Origin of the sequence: Amycolatopsis sp. WAC 04197 (assembly GCF_003947475.1) — a bacterium.
Classification (GTDB): domain Bacteria; phylum Actinomycetota; class Actinomycetes; order Mycobacteriales; family Pseudonocardiaceae; genus Amycolatopsis; species Amycolatopsis japonica.
On record NZ_QHJK01000003.1, the window covers coordinates 226,882 to 248,456 of the forward strand.

The following is a 21,575-nucleotide window of genomic DNA, read 5'->3' on the forward strand; positions in this document are numbered from 1 at the left end:
GCGATGCTAGTCCTGTCCCGAGTCGCCGTTCGGGTGCGTCCAGTCACTGTTTTCTTGATCGATGCCGTCGGCGGCCACGTTCGCGGCGAGTCGCGAGAGCAGCCCGGCCAGCGTGGTGATCTCTTCGTCGCTGAACCCGGCCCGGATCCGTTTGTCGTGCGCGATCGCCGCCTTCGCCAGCCGGTGGAAGACCGTTTCACCCTCGTCGGTGAGTTCGACGACATGCACCCGCCGGTTGTCGGGGTCGCGCCGCCGGGTGATCAAGCCCGCACTCTCCATGGCGTTCAGGTGATGGGTGAGCGTGGCGCCCTGGATGCCGACCGCGGCCGCGAGCTCTCGCTGGTTGGCCACGCGCCGGGTCTTGAGCGTGATCAGGATCTGCCAGACGGGCTGTGAGCCGCCGTCGGCGGCCAGTGCCTGGTCGAAGGCGCGCCCGACGGTCTTGGCGGTTTTGGCGAGGACGACGCCGATGGGTGCCGCGGTGGGTTTCTGCACGTCGCAAAGCATAGCGCATCAGTCTAAGGGTTTGACATCGAATCATTAGATATCTAACGTTGACGAGGTCGAACGAAACGGAGGAAACGCCATGCGCAGTACGGAGAGCGAGATCCGCGACCTCGGGGCCCGCTGGGCCGACGCCGAGGTCCGCGGCGACACGGAAGCACTCGACGCGATGACCACCGCCGACTTCACCCTGGTCGGGCCACTGGGGTTCGTGCTCGGGAAACCGCAATGGCTGCAGCGCTACCGCGGCGGCGACCTGGTCACCGAGAAACTCGACTGGACCGAGGTCGACGTCCGCGAGCACGGCACGGCCGCCGTGTCCGTCGGCGTGCACGCCCAGGAGGGCACGCATCAGGGGAACCGCGTCGACGGCCGGTTCCGCGTCACCCACGTGTTCGTCCGCGACGACGACCGCTGGCTCATCGCCGGCATCCACCTGAGCCCGATCGGCGGGCCGCCGCCCTTCGCACGTCCCGAAGCGCCCGGAAGATGAGGAAGATCATGCGAATCAGCGTCAGCGTCACCGATTTCTCCTGGCCCGGCGGTCTGGTCGACAACCTTCTCGAAGTCGCCCGGACGGCCGACGCGACCGGCCTCGACACCCTGTGGGTCGCGGACCACCTCCTGCAGACCGCGCCGGGCAGCACGCCGGACTCGGAGATGCTGGACGCGTACACGACTCTGGGCTTCCTCGCCTCGGCGACGTCCCGGATCCGGCTCGGCACCATGGTCAGCGCCGCCACCTTCCGGGCTCCCGCCCTGCTGGTGAAGGCGGTCACGACCCTCGACGTCCTTTCGCGGGGCCGCGCCTGGCTCGGGATCGGCGCCGGTTACCAGGAGGACGAGGCCCGCGCGATGGGACTGTCGCTCCCGCCGGTCCCCGAACGGTTCGAACGGCTGGAGGAGACCCTCCGCATCGCCGGCCGGATGTGGGACGGCGACACCTCGGAGTTCGCCGGCAGGCACTACCGGCTGGAGCGGCCGGTGAACAACCCCTTGCCGGTGCGGCGGCCGAAGGTGCTCATCGGCGGCACCGGGCCGAAACGGACCCTGCGGCTGGTCGCCGAGTATGCCGACGCCTGCAACCTCTTCGACATCCCCGACGGAGGCAAGACCGTCCGCGCGCAGCTGGACGTCCTCGCCCGGCACTGCGCAGACGTCGGACGGCCCGTCGAAGAGATCGAGAAGACCATCGCGACCCGGCTCGCGCCGGGAGAGTCCTCAAAGGACTTCGCCCGCCGGTGCGGCGAGTTCGCGTCCTGGGGGCTCGACCACGTCGTGGTGATCACCGCCGGCGCGTGGGATCCCAGCGCGGTGGCCGTGCTCGGCGAAGCCGCTGGCCTGGTCGCCGCCTGAACCGGCCTGTCTCCGCGAAATCGTCAACGGCGAAGCCGCGAAAGCTTTTTCCATATCGTGCGAATCGAATGGTGTTTTCCGGGGCCGACGGTGTTCCCATTGGCCCCGGAAAACGGTTACAGTCCATAATATCTTTTCATGAACCGATCGCCGAGACGGTTTCGTCCGATCGGCGGGCGGCATCGTGATGATCGACTCGCTAGCATGAGTCCGCCCAGTTCCCCGCCCCCCGTGTGGAAGTTTTGGGAAGGACCCCATGCTCAATGCAGTGGTTGCCGCCGTATCTCTTTTCTCGTCGATAATAACGCCGAACAGCATGTCCCCGCCGCCCGGACCGCCGCCCGACCGGGTCGTCATCGACGTCGTCACCGTCAACGGTTCCGGTTGCCCGCCGGGTTCGTCCGCCGTCGCCGTGGCCAGGGACAACAGTTCTTTCACGGTCACCTACAGCGAATACACCGCGCAGGTCGGCGTCGGCTCGAAGCCCACCGATTTCCGGAAGAACTGCCAGCTGAACCTCAACATCCACGTGCCGCAGGGATTCACCTACGGTATCGCCAGCGCCGATTACCGCGGTTTCGCATCGCTCGAATCCGGTGCCAAGGCATTGCAGCGGGCGAATTACTACTTCCAAGGGAATTCGCCGACCGCGCAGGTGAGCCATCCCGTCAACGGGCCGCTGTCGGACAACTGGCAATTCCGTGACGAAGCCGAAGGTGGCGTCATCATCTACAAGCCGTGCGGCGAGGACCGGAATCTCAACGTGAACACGGAACTGAGGGTCGGCGCGGGTTCGTCGGATCCGAAGAAGACCACCAGTTTCATCACGATGGATTCCACCGACGGCGCGTTCAAGACCACCTACCACTTCTCGTGGAAGACCTGCCCGGCCTCCTGACCTTTCCTCCAGGGTGACGGCCTGCTTCCCGGTCCGGAAGAAGGCCGTCCCACCCATGCCCGGTCAGGGCCTTGGCCGCTCTGAACGAGGACTTCACCGCTCGTCGCCGCCCTGTCCGGCGGCGACGAGTCTTCTCGACGACCCCATTTCCGGCGGGCGGCAGGGAGAAATCGTCTCGCTGAATCCGCCGCTCCCGCCGTGTCGAAGCTTTGGGAAGGATCCCATGCTCAACGTGCTGGTCGCTGCCGTGACGCTGTTCTCCTCGGTCGTCACCCCGAACGCGTGGGTGCCACCCCCGTTGCCGTCCGACAAGATAGTCATCGACGTCGTGACGGTCAACGGAACCGGATGCAAACCCGGTACGGCGGCCGTTTCCGTCTCACCGGACAACACCGCGTTCACCGTCACCTACAGCGAATACACCGCCCAGGTCGGCGTCGGCGCGAAACCGACCGATCTGCGCAAGAACTGCCAGCTCAACCTCTACGTCCACGTGCCGCAGGGATTCACCTACGGCATCGCGGGCACCGACTACCGCGGCTTCGCCTCCTTGGCCGCGGGAGCCACCGGACTGGAACGCGCCAACTACTACTTCCAGGGCAATTCGCCGACGTCGTACGTGAACCACAACCTCAAAGGCCCGTTCGAGGACAACTGGCAGTTCACCGACGACATCGAGGTCGGTGCCATCGTCTACAAACCCTGTGGTGAGGACCGGAACTTCAACATCAACACGGAACTGCGGGCCGCGGTCGGCACTTCCGATCCGAAGAAGACCACCAGCTTCGTCACCATGGACTCGACCGACGGTTCCATCAAGACCACGTACCACTTCTCGTGGAAGAACTGCCCCAAACCGAAGAACTGACCCACGAGACGCGCCTCACCACACGAACCGCCGTTGAAGTACGTGAAGGCCCCCTTCACTGCGCTAGACGCAGTGAAGGGGGCCTTCACGGACCGAGCCGGGGACGTCACGGCTTCCCGGACGGCTCCGGATCGGTGGCCTCCACCCCGAACACCCGCCCCAGCGCGATCACCGTCTCGTCCAAGTGCCCGAGGCTCGTCAGCACCGAACGCGCCCGCGGATCGTCGATCCGGTCCGCCACCGGCGTCCCGTCGTCCCGGACCAGCGTCCCGTGTCCCGAACCGCCGGGATCACCGATCGCCTCCCGCAGTACGGCGGTGTTCGCCCGGATCCGCCCGGTGTACAGCAGCAGCCGGTCCGCCTCGTTGAGCAGCAGCCCCGCCTGCGCCCGCGCCGCGACGTGCCGGGCGCGGAAGGCGATCGTCTCCACCGTCGTGAGCACGTGCCAGCCGTAGTCCCGGCGGCTGCTGAGGTTCACCGGATGCGTCAGCGGCTCGATCGTCGTGCGGACCTTGTCCACCGCCCGGTCCAGGTCACGCGACTTCTCGATGACGCTCACGTTCTCCGCACCGGACAACAGGCCCGCGGTCTTCTCGACGAACTCGTCCAGTTCCTCCAGCAACGCCGAGACGTCGTCGAGCATCACCGCGCGCGTGCGCACCGGCACGATCACCACCGCCGCCAGCACCCCGGCCGCCGCGCCGACCGCGGTCTCCGCGACCCGGATCCACAGCACCTCGAGGCTGAACGTCCCCAGCAGGCTGTACAGCAGCCCGAGCATGCTGGTGATGAAGAACGCCATGATCACCTGCGACACCCGCGCCATGTAGACCATGCCGAACACGCACACCAGGATCAGCGCCAGCGTCGCCGGCACACTGCCCGACACGAGCAGCGTCAGCACCAGCCCGCCCACGATCCCGATCAGCGTGCCGCCGATCCGCCGGACCCCCTTGACGAACGTCGCCCCCGCGGTCGACGAGCCGATGAACACCACGAACACCGTCAGCACCGCCCAGTACCACCGCTGGCTCGACACCAGCTCCCCGCCGAGCACGGCGAGCCCGCCGCCCACGACGGCCTGGATGGCACTGCGCGTCTGGTTGTCGTAGGCGAACGCCGACGACTTCTCCTCGTCGGGATCCTCGGGGTCGTCGACGGCATCGGAGACGTCGTGTTCGGCGACCCGCTGCGCGCGGACGTCGGCCAGCGCGAGTTCGGCGAGCGCGCGCCGGACGCCGTCACCGGGCGCGGCGTGCTCGTCGATCCGGCTGCCTTCCACCAGCATCTTGCTGAACTCTTCGGTCTCGCTGATCAGCGGCAGCTCCCGCGGGTCGCGCTCGATCAGCGACCGGAACCGCCGCATCCGCGCGATCAGATCGTCGCGGACGTCGTCGTCGAGATCCTCGGCGCAGGTGCGCTGCACCGTGATCGTCAGCCACTGCACCGCCAGCTCGACCTCGATCGCCCGGCGGCGCAGCCGGTTCACCGAATCCGCGCCGGTCACCTCCGGGGCCGTGTCCTCGATGAGCAGCACGGACTCGTGCATCCGGGCGTTCGTCGTGCGGAGCCGCTTGCGGGTGCGCTCGCTACCGCCGACCGCGAGGTGGTCCTCCGCCGCGCGCACCACCGCGGCGAGCCGGGCCCGGAACGCCCGCCGGATCCGCAGGAACTCCGCGTCGGTATGCCGGCGCAACAGGACGAACCGGACCACCGCGTTGGCCGCGATCCCGATCGTCAGCGCCAGCAGCAGTACCGGGACCTGCTTCAAATGGGTCTGCAGGAACATCGCGAAGAAGAACAGGAAGAACGACAGCGAACCCAGCGCGATCCCGCGCGCACCGAATCGCTGCGCGTAGACCGCGACGAAGATCAGCAACACGAACACGATGCTGTCCAGCGGCGGCACCGCCGAGCCCACACTCGCCGCGGTGAGCGACGCCGCACCGAGCACCAGCCCGAGTATCAGCGTCACCGCCTGCTGCCCAGGGGTCTCGTCGTTGACGGTGAAGGCGGACGTCATCGCGGCGATCGCGGCGACGAGGATGACCGTGAGCGGCTGGTGGAACGGCAGGATGGCCAGCACCGCGACCACGATGCTGAGCACGGCCGAGAAACCGAGCCGGAGCCGGACCAGGCCGGGATCGGAGGCGACCAGACGGTCGGTCGTGGCCTGGGTGATGCGGGAGATCATCGGGCGAGCAGCTCTCCTTGGGCGAGGGTGACCCGCCGGGCGGTGGACGAGGTGACGCGAAGACGGTATCGGGCGTGCCTCACCGGCCCGGCGAGGGCGAACGGCCGCGTCTGACGCCGCCAGCGGAACCGCTCACCTTCCCGCTGGTCCAGCAACGTCCAGTGCTCGCCGTCGTCGGAGCCCTCCAGCACCCACGAACGCGGATCACCCCGCCGGCTCCCCGAGGTCAGCGTGTACATCACGACCTCACGCGAGGCGTCCTCGACCGGGAACTCGATGACGGGTTCGCGTCCGGGGAAGGTGACCTCGGTCTTGGTGGTGTCGTCGAACAGGGGGCCGTCGGCCACCGTGATGTCCGTGAGCGGGCCCGGGGCGGCGGGCTCGGCGGGGGAGCGGCCCCATTCCGACGGCTGCCCGCCCATCGCGAACTTCAGCACCGCGCCCTCGGCCAGCACGGAATGCGACAGCGCGCTGCTGTCGTGCGGTCGCCCGTCGATCGTCAGCCCCTGGACGTACACGGTGTCCTCCGTGTTGCCGGGCGCCTCGATGACCAGGTCCTTCCCGTTCTCCAGATGGACGGTCGCCTTCGTGAACAGCGGCGAGCCGATCACGTACTCGGGACTGCCCATCGCCAGCGGGTAGAACCCGAGCGCGGCGAAGACGTACCAGGCGGACATCTCGCCGTTGTCCTCGTCGCCCGGATAACCCTGGCCGAGGTCGCTCCCGACGTAGAGCCGCCGCAGGACCTCCCGCACGATCCGCTGCGTCTTCGACGGCGCACCCGCGTGGTGATAGATCCAGGGAATGTGGTGCGACGGCTGGTTGGAATGCCCGTACTGTCCCATCCGGACGTCGCGAGCCTCCGTCATCTCGTGGATCAGCCCACCGTAGGAACCCGGTTTGCGGCCGGTCTCCGGGGTCGCGAAGAAGGTGTCCAGTTTGGACTCCAGCGCTTCGGTGCCGCCGTGCAGCGCGGCGAGCCCGGCGCCGTCGTGGGGGACGGAGAACGCGGTGTTCCAGGAATTCGTCTCGGTGAAGTCGCCGCCCCACGCCTCGGGGTCGTAACCCGCGGCGCCGAAATGTCGGCTCCCGTCACGGTTGCGGCCCTGGAAGAACCCGATCAGGTGGTCGAAGTGGTTCGCGTACTGCTGCGAGCGCTGCCGGAAGTACGCGGCGTCGTCGCTCCGCCCGAGCGCCTCGGCGAAATTGGCGAGGCCGAAGTCGTTGACGCAGCCCTCCAGCGCCCACGACAGGCCTTCGTGGACCGACGTCGGCGTGAACCCGAGGAAGATCGACTCGTGCAGCCCCTTCCGGCCGACGCTCTGGCCGCTCGGTGTCACGGTCGCGTTCTTCAGCGCCGCTTCGTAGGCGGCCTCGACGTCGAAGCCGCGCACGCCCTTGAGATACGCGTCGGCGAACGCCACGTCGGAACTGGTGCCGGTCATGAGGTTGGCGTAGCCGGGGGAGGACCAGCGCGAGATCCAGCCGCCCTCGCGGTACTGCTGGACGAACCCGTCGATCATCCGTCCGCACCGGCCCGGGGTGAGCAGGGCGTACGCGGGCCAGGTGGTGCGGTAGGTGTCCCAGAAGCCGTTGTTGACGTACATCTCGCCGTCCACGACCTTCGCGCCGGTCCTGGTGCGTGTGCTCGGCCACCACCGCCGGATCACCGGACTCGCGTGACGGACGCCCTTCGGCGTGTCCTCGTGCGCGGAGTTCGGATACAGGAAGAGCCGGTAGAGGTTGGAGTAGAAAGTGGTGCGCTGATCCTCAGTGGCGCCTTCGATCTCGATCCGGTCCAGCACCTCGGACCACCGGGCGCGGGCCTGGTCACGGACCTGCTCGAAGCTCGTGCCAGCGGGGATCTCCTGGTCGAGGTTCCGCTTCGCCTGCGCGAGGCTGATCAGCGACGTCGCGATCCGCATCGTCACCTCACCCGCGGCGAACTCCAGGAACCCGGTCACCGTGCGCCACACCGGACGCCGGATCCTCCCGCCGCGTTCGGCCGGGACGTCGAACTCGGCGTACACGAACATCCGCCGCGCCCCGGCCGACAACCGGCTGCGGACCCAGGTGTGCCCGGTGACCACGCCGTTCGCCGCGTCGAGGCGTACACCGCCCCGGTTGCGGGCGTTGTCGAACAGCAGCCAGCCGCGATCACCCGGGAAGGTGAAGCGGAACAGTGCCGCGTGATCGGCCGGGGCGATGTCGGTGGTGACGCCGTTGGCGAACCGGACACCGTAGTGATGCGGCCGGTCGATCTCGTCGTCGTGGGAGAACGCGAGCGCGCGGCGGGACCGGTCGGCCTCCACCTCTCCGATGCCCGGCATCACCTGGAAGGTGTGCCGGTCGCCCATCCACGGGCTCGGCTGATGCGACAGTGCGAACGCCTGCAGCGCCGGACGGTTCTCGGCGTCGTTGTGCCGGTGGTAGCCGTAGATCCAGTTGGTGGCGCTCGCGTCGGTGACCGGGGTCCAGAAGTTGAAGCCGTGCGGGATCGCCGTCGCGGGGAAGTTGTTGCCCCGCGAGAACTTGTCGCTGGAATGCGTGCCGCGGGTCGTGCGGACGTGATCGACCGGCTCACGGATCTCGATCACGCGCTCGGCGAGCCGGACGTCGTCCACCCAGCCCGCGCTCCCGCCGTCCGGAGGTTCGCTGACCAGGACGATCCTGGTGATCCGCCGTCCGGCGAACGTACCCAGCCGTCGGCGCACGAGATTCCACTGGTCCACGTACAGCGTCTTGCCCAGGCCCTGCTCCGTGGCGCTGAACCCCGCCGACGTCCCGTCGTCGAACTCGACGTCCAGCGCCACGAAGGTGCCGCGATAGCCGGGCACGTCGGATTCGGCCTCGGGGAAGACCACATAGGACAGTTCGGTGTGGCCGGTGACCTCGACGTCCACTTCGAACAGCGTCGCGCGCAGCGTGTTCTCGTAGCGGAGCGCGTGCGCGCCGGTGAACCCGACGCCGGGCTTCGCCGTCGGCGACGAACGCGGTCCGGTGCCGACACGCAAGGCCGGATCCACCGGCTGCGGATCACCCGTTTCGAAGGAGGAGAAGAACCCGGTGATCGTCACCAGGCCACCGTAACTCCCGCGCGTGAGCCCGGCTCGGTGTGCCGCATCGAGAGGACTAAACGCGGGAGGAGAGGAACTCCTCGAAGGTGCCCACACCGGTCGCGTTCTCCGGGGTCAGGTTGCCGCCCGCCCGGAACGCCTTGGCCGCCTTGCCCGGCAGCCACAGCGACACGATCGGCTTCCGGCGCCCGACCGAGCGCTGATACGCCTCCGCGAGGTCACGCGCGCTCCGCACCTCCGGGCCGCCCATGTCCGCCACCCGCCCCGACGGCTCACCGGATGCCAGCGCGACCAGCCGGTCCGCGACATCGCCGGTGCTGACCGGCTGGAACCGGAACCCCGACGGCATGATCGTCACCGGCAGCCGCCGCTGCGCCGACGACGCGCGCGCGACGAGCTCGTGGAACTGCGTCGCGCGCAGCACCGTCCACGGCAGACCGGACTCCTCGATCACCTTCTCCGAGGCCAGCTTCTCGTTGTAGTAGAAGAACCGGATCACGTCGATGCCGACGATCGAGATGTACACCACGTGCGGATCGCCCGCCCGCTTCGCCGCCTCGACCAGGTTCCGCGTCACCTGCTCGTCGCCGCGGCCCAGCGTCGACGCGCAATGGATGATCGCCGACACACCGTCGACCGCCTCGGCGAGACCGTCACCGGTCTTCAGATCGCACCGCGCCCACTCGTGCCGCACGTCCGCGGGCCGCGGCCGCCTGCTCATGATGCGGACCCGCCGATCTTCGGCGGCCAGCCGCCGCACCACCTCACGGCCGAGGTCGCCGGTACCGCCGGTCACCAGAATCGGGTTCGCCACCTTGGTCCTCCTTCTCGAAAGCTTTCACCCTCAAGAACCAGCGGGCCACCCGGAACGTGACAGCTGCCCCGACAGGAAGGCGAGCTTGTCCGGATTGCCGACCGCGCGCAGCCCGCGGATCCGGCCGTCCACCACCTCGAACCCGAGGACGCCGAACAGGGCGCCACCGGCCGTCGCGACCACCGCCGGGCCGCCGTTGACCTCCAGGATCTCGATCGACACCTGGCCGGCACCGGCGAACATCCCGGCGTACAGCCGCGCGACCTTGGCCGCGCCGTGCACCGGACGCCGCGCCGCGGTGACCTTGCCGCCACCGTCCGACCACGCCGTCACGTCGGCGGCGAGCAGACTCTCCAAAGCGGGCAAGTCGCCCTCCCGCGCCGCGGACAGGAAGCTCTCGACCAGTTTCTCGTGATGCCGCGGGTTCGAAACCCGTCGCTCATCCGAGCGGTCCAACGCCTTTCGCGCACGGCTGTGCAACTGACGCGAATTGACCTCGGAGATGTCGAGGATCCCGGCGATCTCCCGATGGCTGTAGGCGAAGGCCTCCTTCAGCACGAAAACCGCGCGCTCCACCGGGCTGAGCTGCTCCAGCAGCACCAGCATCGCCAGCGACACCGAATCCCGCTGCTCCGCCGTCTCCAGCGGACCGAGCACGTCGGTCGAGGTCAGAACCGGCTCGGGCAACCACGGCCCGACGTACCGCTCGCGCTGCACCCTGGCGGAGGTCAGCCGGTTCAGGCACAGATTGGTGACCACCTTCGCCAGCCACGCCCGCGGCGAGCCGATCGACTCGCGCTCGGCGCCCGCCCATTTCGGATACGCGTCCTGAACGGCGTCCTCCGCCTCGGCGGCCGAACCGAGCAGGCGATACGCGAGCCCGAACATGGCGGGCCTCAGCCGCTCGAATTCCGTCGCGCTGTCCATCGTCCCCTACGAATCCCTCTTGAATCCACTGTGGACACCATCCTGCCAGGGGTACCGCTCACCGGGATTGCCGTACCTGATCGGCGCTGACGTCCACTGTGACTGTATCGGTACGAATGGAACGTCTGCGTCACCACCGAGAGAGGGGTCTGGAGTGACGTCACGTTCGTCGCGTTCGCGTGCCTCGCTGTGCGCCGCGACCGCCATCACCGTATTAGCGCTGGTCACGGCGCCCCAAGCCGGTGCGGCACCGGCACCTGGCGCCGTGCACACCACACCGGACAGATCCGGGAAGGACGTCGATGTCCGTGACACGGCGAGAACCAGTCCGCGCGTCCTGGCCGCGCGGGACCGGCTCGCGGCGTCGCGGGCGAACTCCGTCGCGGCCGCGCGGGCGGAACTGGGCAACCAGGCCCTGCTCGACTTCGACGAGCTGACCGGCACGCCCCGAGTCCTGGCCCGCACCGACGGTTTCCTCACCGGACCGAGCGGCCGGTCACCCCGCGACATCGTGCTGAACTATCTGCGGGACAAAGAAGGCCTCGTCGGCCTCAGCGCCGCCGACACCGCGAAACTGAACCTGCGCAAGGACTACGTCGACGTCGAAGGCACGCACCACCTGTCCTTCACCCAGTCCGTCGGCGCGGTTCCGGTGTTCGGCAACGGGCTGAAGGCACACGTCGCCAAAGACGGCAGGCTGATCCAGCTGGACGGCGCGCCCGTGCGCGACCTTCCCGCGTCGCTCGGCGCGGCGACGCTGGCCGCGCCCGGCCCCGACTCGAAACAGGTCGCGTTCCTGACCGGCGACGGCATCCGTCCCGCCTGGTACACGCTGACAAAACCGGCTGTGGACCAGATGTTCCAGGAAGTGACCGACGCCGGCACCGGGAAACTGCTCTACCGCAAGAACCTGGTCAACCACGCCAACGACGCCGACGGAGCCAAGGGCCTCGCTTGGGAGGCTCAGCCCGGCCCGCAGAAGCAGGTCGACCTGAGCCAGAAGGGCTGGCTGCCCGCCGACGCCAAGACACTGGACGGCAACGTCGCGCACGTCGCCGCCGACGTCAACGGCGACCTGAAGTTCCAGCCGCAGGAAGAAGTCGGCCGGAACACCGACGGCACCTTCCGCTACAAGTTCAGCGACTTCAACGCCGCCGTCGGCCCGCCGTGCTCGGCGGCGAGACCCTGCTCCTGGGACCCGAAGACGCCCGGCTCATGGGCGAAGAACCGCGAGCAGAACGCTGTGCAGGCGCTGGCCTACGTCGGGAGCTTCCACGACCACCTGGCCTCGTTCCCGATCGGCTTCACCCGCGAGGCGGGCAACTTCGAGAAGGTCGACGGTGACGCCGTCCAGGTCCACACGCTGCTCGGCGCGCAGACTCCGGGCTACTACGACAACGCGTTCATGGGCACCCCGCCGGACGGCCAGCCGCCGACGATGGGGATGTTCCTGTTCCACGACCCCCGGGATCCGAGCGACCCGTTCCTCGCGGCGAACTCGGCGGACGACGCCACGATCATCCATCACGAGTACACGCACGGCCTGTCCAACCGGCTCGTCGTCGACGCGCAGGGCAACTCCACCTTGAGCTCGCTGCAGTCCGGTTCCATGGGCGAGGCGTGGAGCGACTGGTACGCCTTCGACTACCTCGTCGGGCGCAACGCGATCAAGGACACTTCGGCACCCGGTGAACTCCTCGGCGGCGACTACGTCAGCAACGGCGTCCCGCTCGCCCGCACCCAGCCGCTGGACTGCCCGGTCGGCGCCGGCGCGCCGCAGTGCCCCGGCACGCCCGGAGCCGGTCCCGGCGGTTACACCTACGGCGACCTCGGCCGGATCATCGGTTTCCCGGAGGTCCACGCCGATGGTGAGATCTGGGCGAGCACGCTGTGGGACGTCCGCTCGGCACTCGGGGTACAGCTGACGCGGGCGCTGGTCACCCGCGCGATGGAGCTTTCGCCCGCGGCGCCGTCGTTCCTGGACATGCGGAACGCGATCCTGCAGGCCGACACGGTGATCAACGGCGGCCGCGCGCACGCCAAACTGTGGAAGACGTTCGCCGCCCGCGGCATGGGCTACTTCGCCGCGTCGATCACCGGCGCCGACACCGCGCCCGCCGAGGACTTCTCCACCCCGCCGCCGGCAGGCACCCCGACCGGGACCGTGACCGGCAGGGTCACCAACCGCGACAGCGGCACCCCGATCGCGGGCGTCGCGATCCGGTTCAGCGGGCACGACTCCGGTTTCGCCGGTTCGCTGGCCGCCGTCACCGACGCGGCGGGCGGCTACACCATCCCCGGCGTGCTCCCCGGCACCTATCCGAAGGTCTACGCCTCCGGAGGCGGCGCGGACAGCGAGACCCGCGCGGTCTCGGTGCGGTCGGGAACCACGAAGGTCGACTGGGCGCTGCGGTTCAACTGGGCGTCCGGCGACGCGGGCGCCGGTGTCACCGCCTTCAACGGTGAGGACTTCACCCCGTACGGCTGCGGTCCCGGCGATCTCGTGACCTCGTCGGCGCTCGGCGGTGGCGGCTGGTCGACCGACAAGGTCGTCGGTCCCGACGGCAAGATCGAGACGCGGTTCGTCACGATCAAGCTGGGCAAACCCGTCAACGTGAGCGCCATCGAGATCGATCCGACCAATGTCTGCGGCGACGACCCGCCCGCCGCGGCCAAGGACGTCACGGTCGAGACCTCGGTGGACGGCACGACGTGGGTGAAGGCGGGCACCGGCGACTTCAAACCCGCCGACCTGAACAAGCTCACCGCGCTCCAGCTCGCTCCGGGCAGCGCGACCGGGGTGCGGTTCGTGCGGCTGACCGTCTCGTCCAACCAGCTGTCGTTCTATCCGGACAGGCCCTGCTCGCCGCAGCCGACGACGGCCGGGTGCCTGTACATGGACGTGCAGAAACTGGCGGTGCGGGGCGCCGCCGCCTGACCCGTCCACCGCACTCGCGTGATCGAAGGCGGAACTCGCGTGATCAGCGGCGGAACACCGAGTTCGGCCTCCGATCACGCGAGTCACGTCCCTGATCACGTGAGTCACGCCTTTGTTCACGCCGCGCCTGTCCGTGAAGGCCTCCTTGCCTACCCTGAAGGTAGGGAAGGAGGCCTTCACGGAATTTTGACCAGACGTGCGTTGGCCGTAACCGTCTGTACCACTCACGAGTGCAGTAGGCTGGAGGCATCGGGGTAGAAACGTGCTCACCTCGCCGAGCACGCGCATACGCGGTATCGAACGAACCGTCACTCCTTCTTTCCGAAGGAGTAGACCCTTTGCGTACCCCCGCTCTCGCCGAGAAATGGCCCGCGCTGGCCGGGCTCTCGGCCGTGTTCCTGTTCGAGATGCTCGACAACTCGATCCTCAACGTCGCGCTGCCGACCATCGGCCGCGAACTCGCCGCCTCGACGACGACACTGCAATGGATCACCGGCGCGTATTCCGTCGTGTTCGGTGGCCTCATGCTCGCGTTCGGCGCGCTGGCCGACCGCGTCGGCAGGCGCAAGATCATGCTCACCGGTCTCGTCCTGCTCGGCGTGGCGAGCCTGGCCACGATGGTCGTCACCGCCGCGTGGCAACTGATCGCCGTCCGCGCGCTCATGGGTGTCGCGGCCGCGATGACGACGCCGGGTTCGCTCGCCCTCGCGTTCCGGCTGTTCGACGAAGACGTCCTGCGCGTCCGCGCGACCACGCTGATCTCGACGGTGGGCCTGATCGGTCTCGCCGTCGGCCCCACCGCCGGCGGGCTGGCGCTCACCGTCGCGCCATGGCAGGCGCTGCTGCTGGTGAACGTGCCCGTCGCCGCGCTCGCGTTCCTCGGCATCCGCACCGGTATCCCCGCCGACGATCCCGCCGACCTGCACCACGAACCGATCGACGTCCCGGGCGCCGTCCTGGGAACCGCGACGATCGTCCTCGCTCTGCTCGCTCCCACGTTCTTCGTCGAAGCCGGAACCTCCTCGGCTCTGCCGTGGGGCGCGGCCGCCCTCGTCGCCGGAGCCTGCTTCGTCGTCCGTGAGAAGACCGCCCGGCATCCACTGCTCGACCTGGCACTCGTCGCCAGGCCACTCGTATCCAGCGGCCTGGCGCTGAAGGCCGCAGCAGGGTTGGCGACCGCCGGACTGAGCTACCTCGTGACGCTGCATCTCCAGTTCGGTCTCGGCTGGGCGCCGGCCGAAGCGGCGCTGGGGATGCTGCCCCAGGTCGTCGTCCTCATCGCCGGTGGCGCCGTCATCACCCCGCTGATCACCCGCGTCGGGCTCACCAAAGCCGCCTGGCTCAGTGCCGCCGCCGTCGTGTGCGGACTCGCGGTCTATACCGTGTTCGGCGGGCTCGGCTACACCTGGATCGCCGTCGCGCTCGCCCTGGTCGCGGTCGGGATGCGAGTGGTCGGTGTCGTCGCGGGCACGAACGTCATGCGGGGCCTGCCCTCGAACCGGACCACCATTGGAGCCGCGCTCGTCGACACCGCCAGCGAGGTCACGACCGGGATCGGCATCGCGTCGAGCGGCACCATCCTGGCGCTGGCCTTCCCCGGTGCGCTGACCGCGGCCCTGCACTCGGCCGACTTCCTGACGGCGACCACCTACGCGGGTCTCGCGCTCACAGTGCTGTCCGCGACCCTGGTCGGTTTCGGCATCCTGCGCTCCTGAAACGCGTGAAGGCCTCCTTCCCTCGGCTCAGCCGAGGGAAGGAGGCCTTCACGCGCATACCGGAGGACTACAGCTTCGCGCACTGCCCGGCGGCCGGGCCGCGGACGGTGTTCTGCAGGTCGTAGTCCATCGGAGCGGGGGAGTTGGCCGCGCACGCCAGGGGGCCGCCGATCGTGCTGGAAGTCAGCACCGGCCCTTTGTTGCCCGTCAACGCCACCGGCCCGCCGATCTCGGTCAGCTCGATCGAGACCGTCCCGGTCGTCCCGGTGATCGCCACCGGGCCGCCCACCTTCGTCCGGTCCAGCACGACCTGCGCCGCGCCGTTCGCGGTCACCGGACCGGAGATCGAGCCGCCGCGGACGATCAGGCTCGCACCCGCCGCGACCGACACCGGACCGGACACCGTCGCACCGTCCACACAGGTCACCCCGCTCCGCACGGTCAACGGACCCTTGCGCTCACCCGTGATCGTCTGGGTGCACGCCGCGTCGGGCTTGCCCAGCACCTCGAACTCCGACAGCGACGCCTCGCCGCCCGTGGTCGCGGTGACCTCGAGCCGGTAGTAGGCGTAATGCGCCGGATTCGCGATCTTGAACGCCCTGGTCTGCTGACGCCACTGGAACGTCTGGTCGGTCCGCTGATCCGCGACCGCCCAGGTCTTCCCGTCGTAGGAACCCTTCAGCACCCAGCTCTTCGCGTCGCCCGCGCCCTTGCCCGAAGTCAGCGTGTAGAACGAACCCGCCTCGTTCGTCGAGGGCACCTGGTACTGGATCGGCGCCTTGACCTTCGCCTCGGTCCGCGAGGTGTTGTCGAAGAACGCCGCGTCCCCGCCGGAGACCGGCTTGGTCAGGTCGTGCACCGGCGTCGGCACCGCGTCGCCCTTGGTGATCGACTTCGGCGCGTCGTCCGGGCCGGTACCCCAGGACGACGGGTTCGGACCCATGTCGAAGTCGAGCGTCCCGCCGTTCGCGATCGCCGAATGTGCCAGCGACGTCGACGTCTGCGCCTTGCCGTTCACCTTCAGGCCCTGCACGTAGACGTTCTTCGCGCTGTTCTTCGGCGCGTTGACCACGATCTTCTTGCCGCCGGGCAGGTTCACGGTCGCCTTGGTGAACAACGGCGAGCCGATCGCGTAGTCGGAGCTGCCGACCTGAAGCGGGTAGAAGCCCAGCATGCCGAACAGCCACCAGGCCGACTGCTCGCCGTTGTCCTCGTCACCGCCGTAGCCCTGGCCGAGTTCGCTGCCGACGTACAACCTGGCCAGCGCCTCGCGGACCTTCGCCTGCGTCTTCGACGGCTGGCCCGCGTAGTCGTACATGTAGAGCGTGTGGTGCGCGGCCTGGTTCGAATGCGCGTACATGCCCATCCGCACGTCCCGGGCCTCGGTCATCTCGTGGATGACCCCGGGGTAGGTGCCGAATTTGAGCCCCTGCTCGGGTTTGGCGAAGAATTCGTCCAATTTGGACGCCAGCCCCGCCTTGCCGCCGAAGAGGTTCGCCAGACCCTGTCCGTCCTGGGGGACCGAGAACCGCATGCCGTACGCGTTGGTCTCGGTGTAGTCGATACCCCAGACCTCCGGGTCGAACTGCTCCTTGCTTCGGGTGAACTTGCCCGCCGCGTCACGGCCCTGGAAGAAGCCGACACTCGGGTCGAACACGTTCACGTACTGCGTGGCCCGCTCGGTGAAGTACCCGTAGTTGTCCAGGTACTCCTGCTTGCGCGGGTCGTTCGCCGGGGCCTCGTCGTAGAGCTTCTTCGACATGTTCGCGATGGCGTTGTCGTTGACGTAGCCCTCGATCGCCCAGGAGAACCCGTGGTCCGCGGTGTTCGGCGCGTATCCGAGGAAGGTGCCCTCGTCGATGCCCTTGCGCCCGACCGCGCCGTTCGGCGGGGTCACGGTGGCGTTCTTGATCGCCGAGTCGTAGGCCGACTGGACGTCGAATCCCTTGACTCCCTTGAGATAGGCGTCCGCGAACGCGGCGTCCGAACTGGTCCCGGTCATCAGATCCGCGTAGCCGGGGGAGGACCAGCGCGAGATCCAGCCGCCATCGCGGTACTGCTGCACGAAACCGTCGACGAGCTTGCCGGTGGTTTCCGGGCTGAGCAGCGAATACGCCGACCACACCGTGCGGTAGGTGTCCCAGAACCCGTTGTTGACGTAGAACTCGCCGTCGACCAGTTTCGCCCCGGTCTGGGTCGGGGTGTCCTGACCGGCCTTGGGCGACACCGGGCTCGCGTACTTCTTCACCGGCTTCTCGACCGTGCCGACGTTCTCGAAGCCCGAGTTCGGGTACAGGAACAGGCGGTAGAGGTTGGAGTACAGCGTGATCAGCTGGTCCTTCGAGGCCCCTTCGACCTCGACGACCTTGAGCTTCTGATCCCACGCGTTCTGCGCGGCGTCGGCGACGGATTCGAGAGTCGCGTTCGGCGCGAGCTCCTGCTCCATGTTCTTCTTCGCCTGGTCCACACTGATCAGCGAGGTCGCGATCCGCATGTTCACCGTTTTGTCGGCGCCCGCGTCGAACTTGAGGTAGCCGAGGACGTTGTCCCGCTTCTGGTCACCCGAACCGGTGGACAGCTTCGAACCGGCGGTCACCGGCTTGTCGAACGTGGCGTAGACGAACATCCGGGTCGCACCGGCCGACAGCCCGCTCTTCACGTCGCTGTACCCGGTGATGGACCGGCCTGCCGGGTCGAGGGTGAGCCCGCCGTTGTTGTTGACGTTGTCGAAGATCAGGTTCGAGTCCGCGCCGGGGAACTTGAACCGGTACAGCGCGGCGTGATCGGTCGGCGCGACCTCGGTCTTGATCCCGTTCTCGAAGTCGACGCCGTAGTAGTGCGCCCGCGCCGTCTCGTTGGAGTGCTTGAACGGCAGCTTCCGCGCCTCACGATCGGGATTCGGCACACCGCTCGCGGTCGAGGGCAGGAACTGGAACGTCTGCCGGTCGGCCATCCACGGGCTCGGCGCGTGGCTCGCGGAGAACGCCTGCAGCGCCGGGAGGTTCTGCTCGTTGTTGCGCGAGTGGTAGGAGTACATCCAGCTCAACGTGCCCGCGTCGGTCGTCGGGATCCAGAAGTTGAACCCGTGCGGGACCGCGGTCGCGGGCATGTTGTTGCCGCGGGAGAACGACCCGTTGGACAGCGAACCGCGCGTGGTCAGCACGTTGTCGGACGGGCGCAGGCTCGCCGGCGGTGTCGGCGTCGCCGAGACCTTGATGTCGTCCAGCCAGCCCTGCAGCGAACCCGGTCCGTCGGCGTTGTCGTAGCCGACCAGGATCCGGTCGATCGTCTTGCCCTTCGCGACCACGCCGATCTGCGAGCGCACCAGGTTCCACTGGTTGGTGTAGAGCACCTTGCTCGCGCCCTGGCCCTGCGGGGAAAGGCCGAAACCGTACTGGTCGACCGCGCCGAGCTGGCTCAGGTAGGTGCCGTCGGTGAACGCCAGGTCCACGGCGACGTTCGTGCTCAGGTACTTCAGGTCGCCGCGGATGAACTCGGGCTGCACCTTGTACGACAACTCCGAGGTCGCCGCCACCGGGATGTCGACGTCGAAGATCTTGTTGTACGACCAGCCGTGCCCCTGCGCCTTGTGGCTGCCGGAGTAGCGGAACGCGCGCAGGCCGGTGAAGCCGACCCGGTTCTTGCTGGTGTAGCCGCTGCCCGGACCGCTGTCGGTGAAGCTGCGCATGTTCGGCAGCGCCGGCGGGGCCGGGTCCTCGTTCGCCAGCAGCAGCTCCGAGAGCTGCATGATCGGGCCGCCGTTGTTCTTGGTCACGTCGAGCCGGAAGAACTTGTACGCGGCACTCGCGGCGGCGAGGCGGTACTCCTTCGTCTGGAACGGCTCGCTGAACTTCTGCCCGGTCTGCTTGTCCAGATCGGTCCAGGACTTGCCGTCGGCGGAGCCCTGAAGCGTCCAGTCCTGCGGATTGCGGTTGTCGAAGTCGTTCGCCGAGGACAGCGCGTACCGGGTGATCGACGTCGGCTCGGACAGCGTGACCTGCGCCCAGCCGGTCGGGGTCCAGGCCAGCCATTTGGTATCGGTCGAACCGTCGACCAGGTTCGCCACACCCTCGTTCGGGGTGTTCTCGCTGTTGGCGGTGACCTCGGTGACCTTGCCGCGGATGTCACCGGGGATGGTGGTGGCGTTCGCGCCGTCGACACCGAACGCCTTGGGCTTGCCGGACGGGTCGACGTCGACGGTGTCGCTCCACGTCGGCTCCGGTTCGCCTTGTTCGAACGACGAGTAGAAATCCGGTGGGAGCTCTTCGGCCGAGGCGGTGGCGGGGAGGGCCACCAGCCCGGACGCCACCACCGTGGCACTCAGGAGGCCGCAGACCCAAGGTCTGACGCTTCGGGGCATCGTTGCACCAATGCTTTCTCGCGGGGGCATGCTGGGCGCCGACCAGGCAGGGGGACCGGTGGCGCCCAGAGAGAAAAGCCCGGCTGTGACATCGATGTCAAGACACTCGGACAAACCTGGCCCGAACTGGACAACCCGGCTGTCCCGAAACCCGGTGGACAACGGACAGAGCCGGGGCCAGGGTGAAGTGACGGCTGAAGTCGATCCGGGAAACTGGGGTGGGGACATGCGGCGGTTGTCCATGCTCGGCGTGGCGGCGCTCATCACGGCAGGCTCGATACTCACGGCTCCGGCGGCCACCGCCGGCGGAACGACGGTCCGCCCCGTGCGCACCTGCGCCGATTTGGTGCGGACCTACGACGTTCCCGGCGCGACCACACACGTCGAGAGCGCGACCGTCGTACCGGCGACGGCGACCGAACCGGAGAACTGCGACGTCCGCGGCTACGTGGAGCCGGCGGTGCGGTTCCAGCTGCGGCTGCCGACCAAGACCTACGCCGGCCGGTACCTGCAGTTCGGCTGCGGCGGCTTCTGCGGCGTGGTCACCACGCCGCCGTTCGCCGATTGCGGTCTCCCGCACGGCGGCGACGTCGCCGTGGCGGCCACCGACGACGGGCACGTCGGCAAGACCCCCTCCGTCGTCGATGACGGCAAGTGGGCCGAAAACGACCAGGCCGCCCGTGACGACTTCGCGTTCCGTGCCCCGCACGTGGTCTCGAAGGCGTCCAAACGGCTGATCACGGCGTTCTACGGCGCTCCGCCGAGGAAGTCGTATTTCAGCGGCTGCTCCGACGGCGGCCGCGAGGCGCTCCTGCTCGCACAGCGCTATCCGCACGACTTCGACGGCATCGTCGCGGGCGCACCGGCCGGATACTGGGGCCCGCTGCTCGGCGTGTATCAGACCTGGCTCGCGAAGGCGAACACCGGCGCCGACGGCAAACCGATCCTGACCGCCGAGAAACTCCCGGCATTGCACGCCGCCGCACTGTCCTCTTGCGACAAGTCCGACGGACTCGGCGACGGCGCCATCGACGACCCGCGCACCTGCCACTTCGACCCGGCCACGATCGCCTGCCCGCCGGGCATCGACAACGCGGGCTGCCTCACGCCGGCGCAGGTGGCCGCCACGAAGAAGATCTACGCGCCGCCGACCGACGAACGCGGCCGCAAGCTGTACCCGGGCGGGCAGACCGTCGGTTCCGAACTCTCGTGGTACGGCTGGATCATCCCGTCGCCGGAAACCGGCGGCATCGCCTTCGCGGAGGCACTCGCCGACAACTACCTGAAGTACATGGCCTACCCGATCGGCACACCGCATTCGTCGGTCGAGAAATTCGCCTTCACCTCCCGTGAATTCGACCGGCTGACCCCGGAAGGCATCCGCTCCAACGCGATGTCGACGGATCTGCGCGAATTCCGTCGTGCGGGTGGGAAACTCGTGATCTGGCACGGCTGGGCGGACCAGGCGATCCCCGCCGCGGGCAGTATCGACTACTACGAGCGGCTCACCCGCGCCAACGGCGGCCCCGCCGCGACGCGGGACTGGGCCCGGCTGTTCATGGTTCCCGCGCTGTACCACTGCGCGACCGGCGACAAGCTGACCGAGTACGACCCGCTGAAGGAATTGGTCTCCTGGGTCGAGCGCGGCACCGCACCGGACCGGACGATCGCCACCGGCCGCGACGCCGACGGCAAGGTCTTCCGCACGCGACCGGTGTTCCCGTATCCGCTGCAGGCCAAGTACGACGGCACGGGAAGCGTCGACGACGCCGCGAACTTCGTGCCCGCTCCGCCTTCGCGGCCTTCGCACGATCTCGTGAACTGGGCGGGGAACGGGCTGTACAACAAGCCGGGGCCGGTCGCTCCGTAGCCGCGCCAAATGTCATGAAAGGGTCGTTCAGGACGAAAAACGTCCTGAACGACC

13 protein-coding genes are annotated in these 21,575 nt (G+C 68.4%); 7 read left to right on the forward strand and 6 right to left on the reverse strand.

Annotated features, from left to right (window positions below):
• Positions 1-6: 6 nt before the first annotated feature.
• Positions 7-495: a MarR family winged helix-turn-helix transcriptional regulator gene (locus tag DMC64_RS14135; protein WP_125733867.1), complete on the reverse strand. Its 489-nt coding sequence runs from the start codon at positions 493-495 to the stop codon at positions 7-9.
• 91 nt (positions 496-586) lie between these two features.
• On the opposite strand from DMC64_RS14135, the gene DMC64_RS14140 reads away from it, so the two are divergent.
• The 4 genes from DMC64_RS14140 (at position 587) to DMC64_RS14155 (ending at position 3,626) form a co-directional block, all read left to right on the forward strand.
• A complete protein-coding gene (locus DMC64_RS14140; protein ID WP_037338239.1) occupies positions 587-997 on the forward strand; it encodes a nuclear transport factor 2 family protein in 411 nt (136 codons plus the stop codon).
• Between the two features lie 8 nt (positions 998-1,005).
• A complete protein-coding gene (locus tag DMC64_RS14145; RefSeq protein WP_125733868.1) occupies positions 1,006-1,860 on the forward strand; it encodes an LLM class F420-dependent oxidoreductase in 855 nt (284 codons plus the stop codon).
• A gap of 256 nt (positions 1,861-2,116) precedes the next feature.
• On the forward strand, positions 2,117-2,758 hold the full coding sequence (locus DMC64_RS14150; protein ID WP_199754976.1) for a DUF4360 domain-containing protein: 642 nt from the start codon (positions 2,117-2,119) through the stop codon (positions 2,756-2,758).
• Between the two features lie 223 nt (positions 2,759-2,981).
• Complete coding sequence (locus tag DMC64_RS14155; protein WP_125733869.1) at positions 2,982-3,626, forward strand: DUF4360 domain-containing protein; 645 nt, start codon at positions 2,982-2,984, stop codon at positions 3,624-3,626.
• A 106-nt stretch (positions 3,627-3,732) separates the two neighbouring features.
• On the opposite strand, the gene DMC64_RS14160 is transcribed toward DMC64_RS14155, so the two are convergent.
• The 4 genes from DMC64_RS14160 to DMC64_RS14175 are packed head-to-tail and all read right to left on the reverse strand — an operon-like array spanning position 3,733 to position 10,638.
• Positions 3,733-5,820 carry an FUSC family protein gene (locus tag DMC64_RS14160; RefSeq protein WP_125733870.1) on the reverse strand — a complete coding sequence of 696 codons (2,088 nt, stop codon included), beginning with the start codon at positions 5,818-5,820 and terminating at the stop codon, positions 3,733-3,735.
• Complete coding sequence (locus tag DMC64_RS14165) at positions 5,817-8,897, reverse strand: GH92 family glycosyl hydrolase (RefSeq protein ID WP_125733871.1); 3,081 nt, start codon at positions 8,895-8,897, stop codon at positions 5,817-5,819. The genes DMC64_RS14160 and DMC64_RS14165 overlap by 4 nt, the downstream gene beginning before the upstream one ends.
• 55 nt (positions 8,898-8,952) lie before the next feature.
• Positions 8,953-9,711: an SDR family oxidoreductase gene (locus tag DMC64_RS14170; protein WP_125733872.1), complete on the reverse strand. Its 759-nt coding sequence runs from the start codon at positions 9,709-9,711 to the stop codon at positions 8,953-8,955.
• 30 nt (positions 9,712-9,741) lie between these two features.
• Complete coding sequence (locus DMC64_RS14175) at positions 9,742-10,638, reverse strand: RNA polymerase sigma-70 factor (protein ID WP_125733873.1); 897 nt, start codon at positions 10,636-10,638, stop codon at positions 9,742-9,744.
• Between the two features lie 154 nt (positions 10,639-10,792).
• On the opposite strand from DMC64_RS14175, the gene DMC64_RS14180 reads away from it, so the two are divergent.
• Both DMC64_RS14180 and DMC64_RS14185 read left to right on the forward strand, forming a co-directional pair.
• A complete protein-coding gene (locus DMC64_RS14180; RefSeq protein ID WP_125733874.1) occupies positions 10,793-13,576 on the forward strand; it encodes a M36 family metallopeptidase in 2,784 nt (927 codons plus the stop codon).
• A gap of 338 nt (positions 13,577-13,914) precedes the next feature.
• Entirely contained in the window at positions 13,915-15,291 is a 1,377-nt protein-coding gene (locus DMC64_RS14185; protein WP_125733875.1) for an MFS transporter, read from the forward strand.
• A 67-nt stretch (positions 15,292-15,358) separates the two neighbouring features.
• Here the strand turns inward: DMC64_RS14185 and DMC64_RS14190 are convergent, their stop codons facing one another.
• Entirely contained in the window at positions 15,359-19,651 is a 4,293-nt protein-coding gene (locus DMC64_RS14190) for a GH92 family glycosyl hydrolase (RefSeq protein ID WP_125733876.1), read from the reverse strand.
• A 241-nt stretch (positions 19,652-19,892) separates the two neighbouring features.
• Here DMC64_RS14190 and DMC64_RS14195 point away from each other — a divergent pair, with 241 nt between their 5' ends.
• Entirely contained in the window at positions 19,893-21,521 is a 1,629-nt protein-coding gene (locus DMC64_RS14195; RefSeq protein ID WP_125734267.1) for a tannase/feruloyl esterase family alpha/beta hydrolase, read from the forward strand.
• The last annotated feature ends 54 nt before the right edge of the window (positions 21,522-21,575 follow it).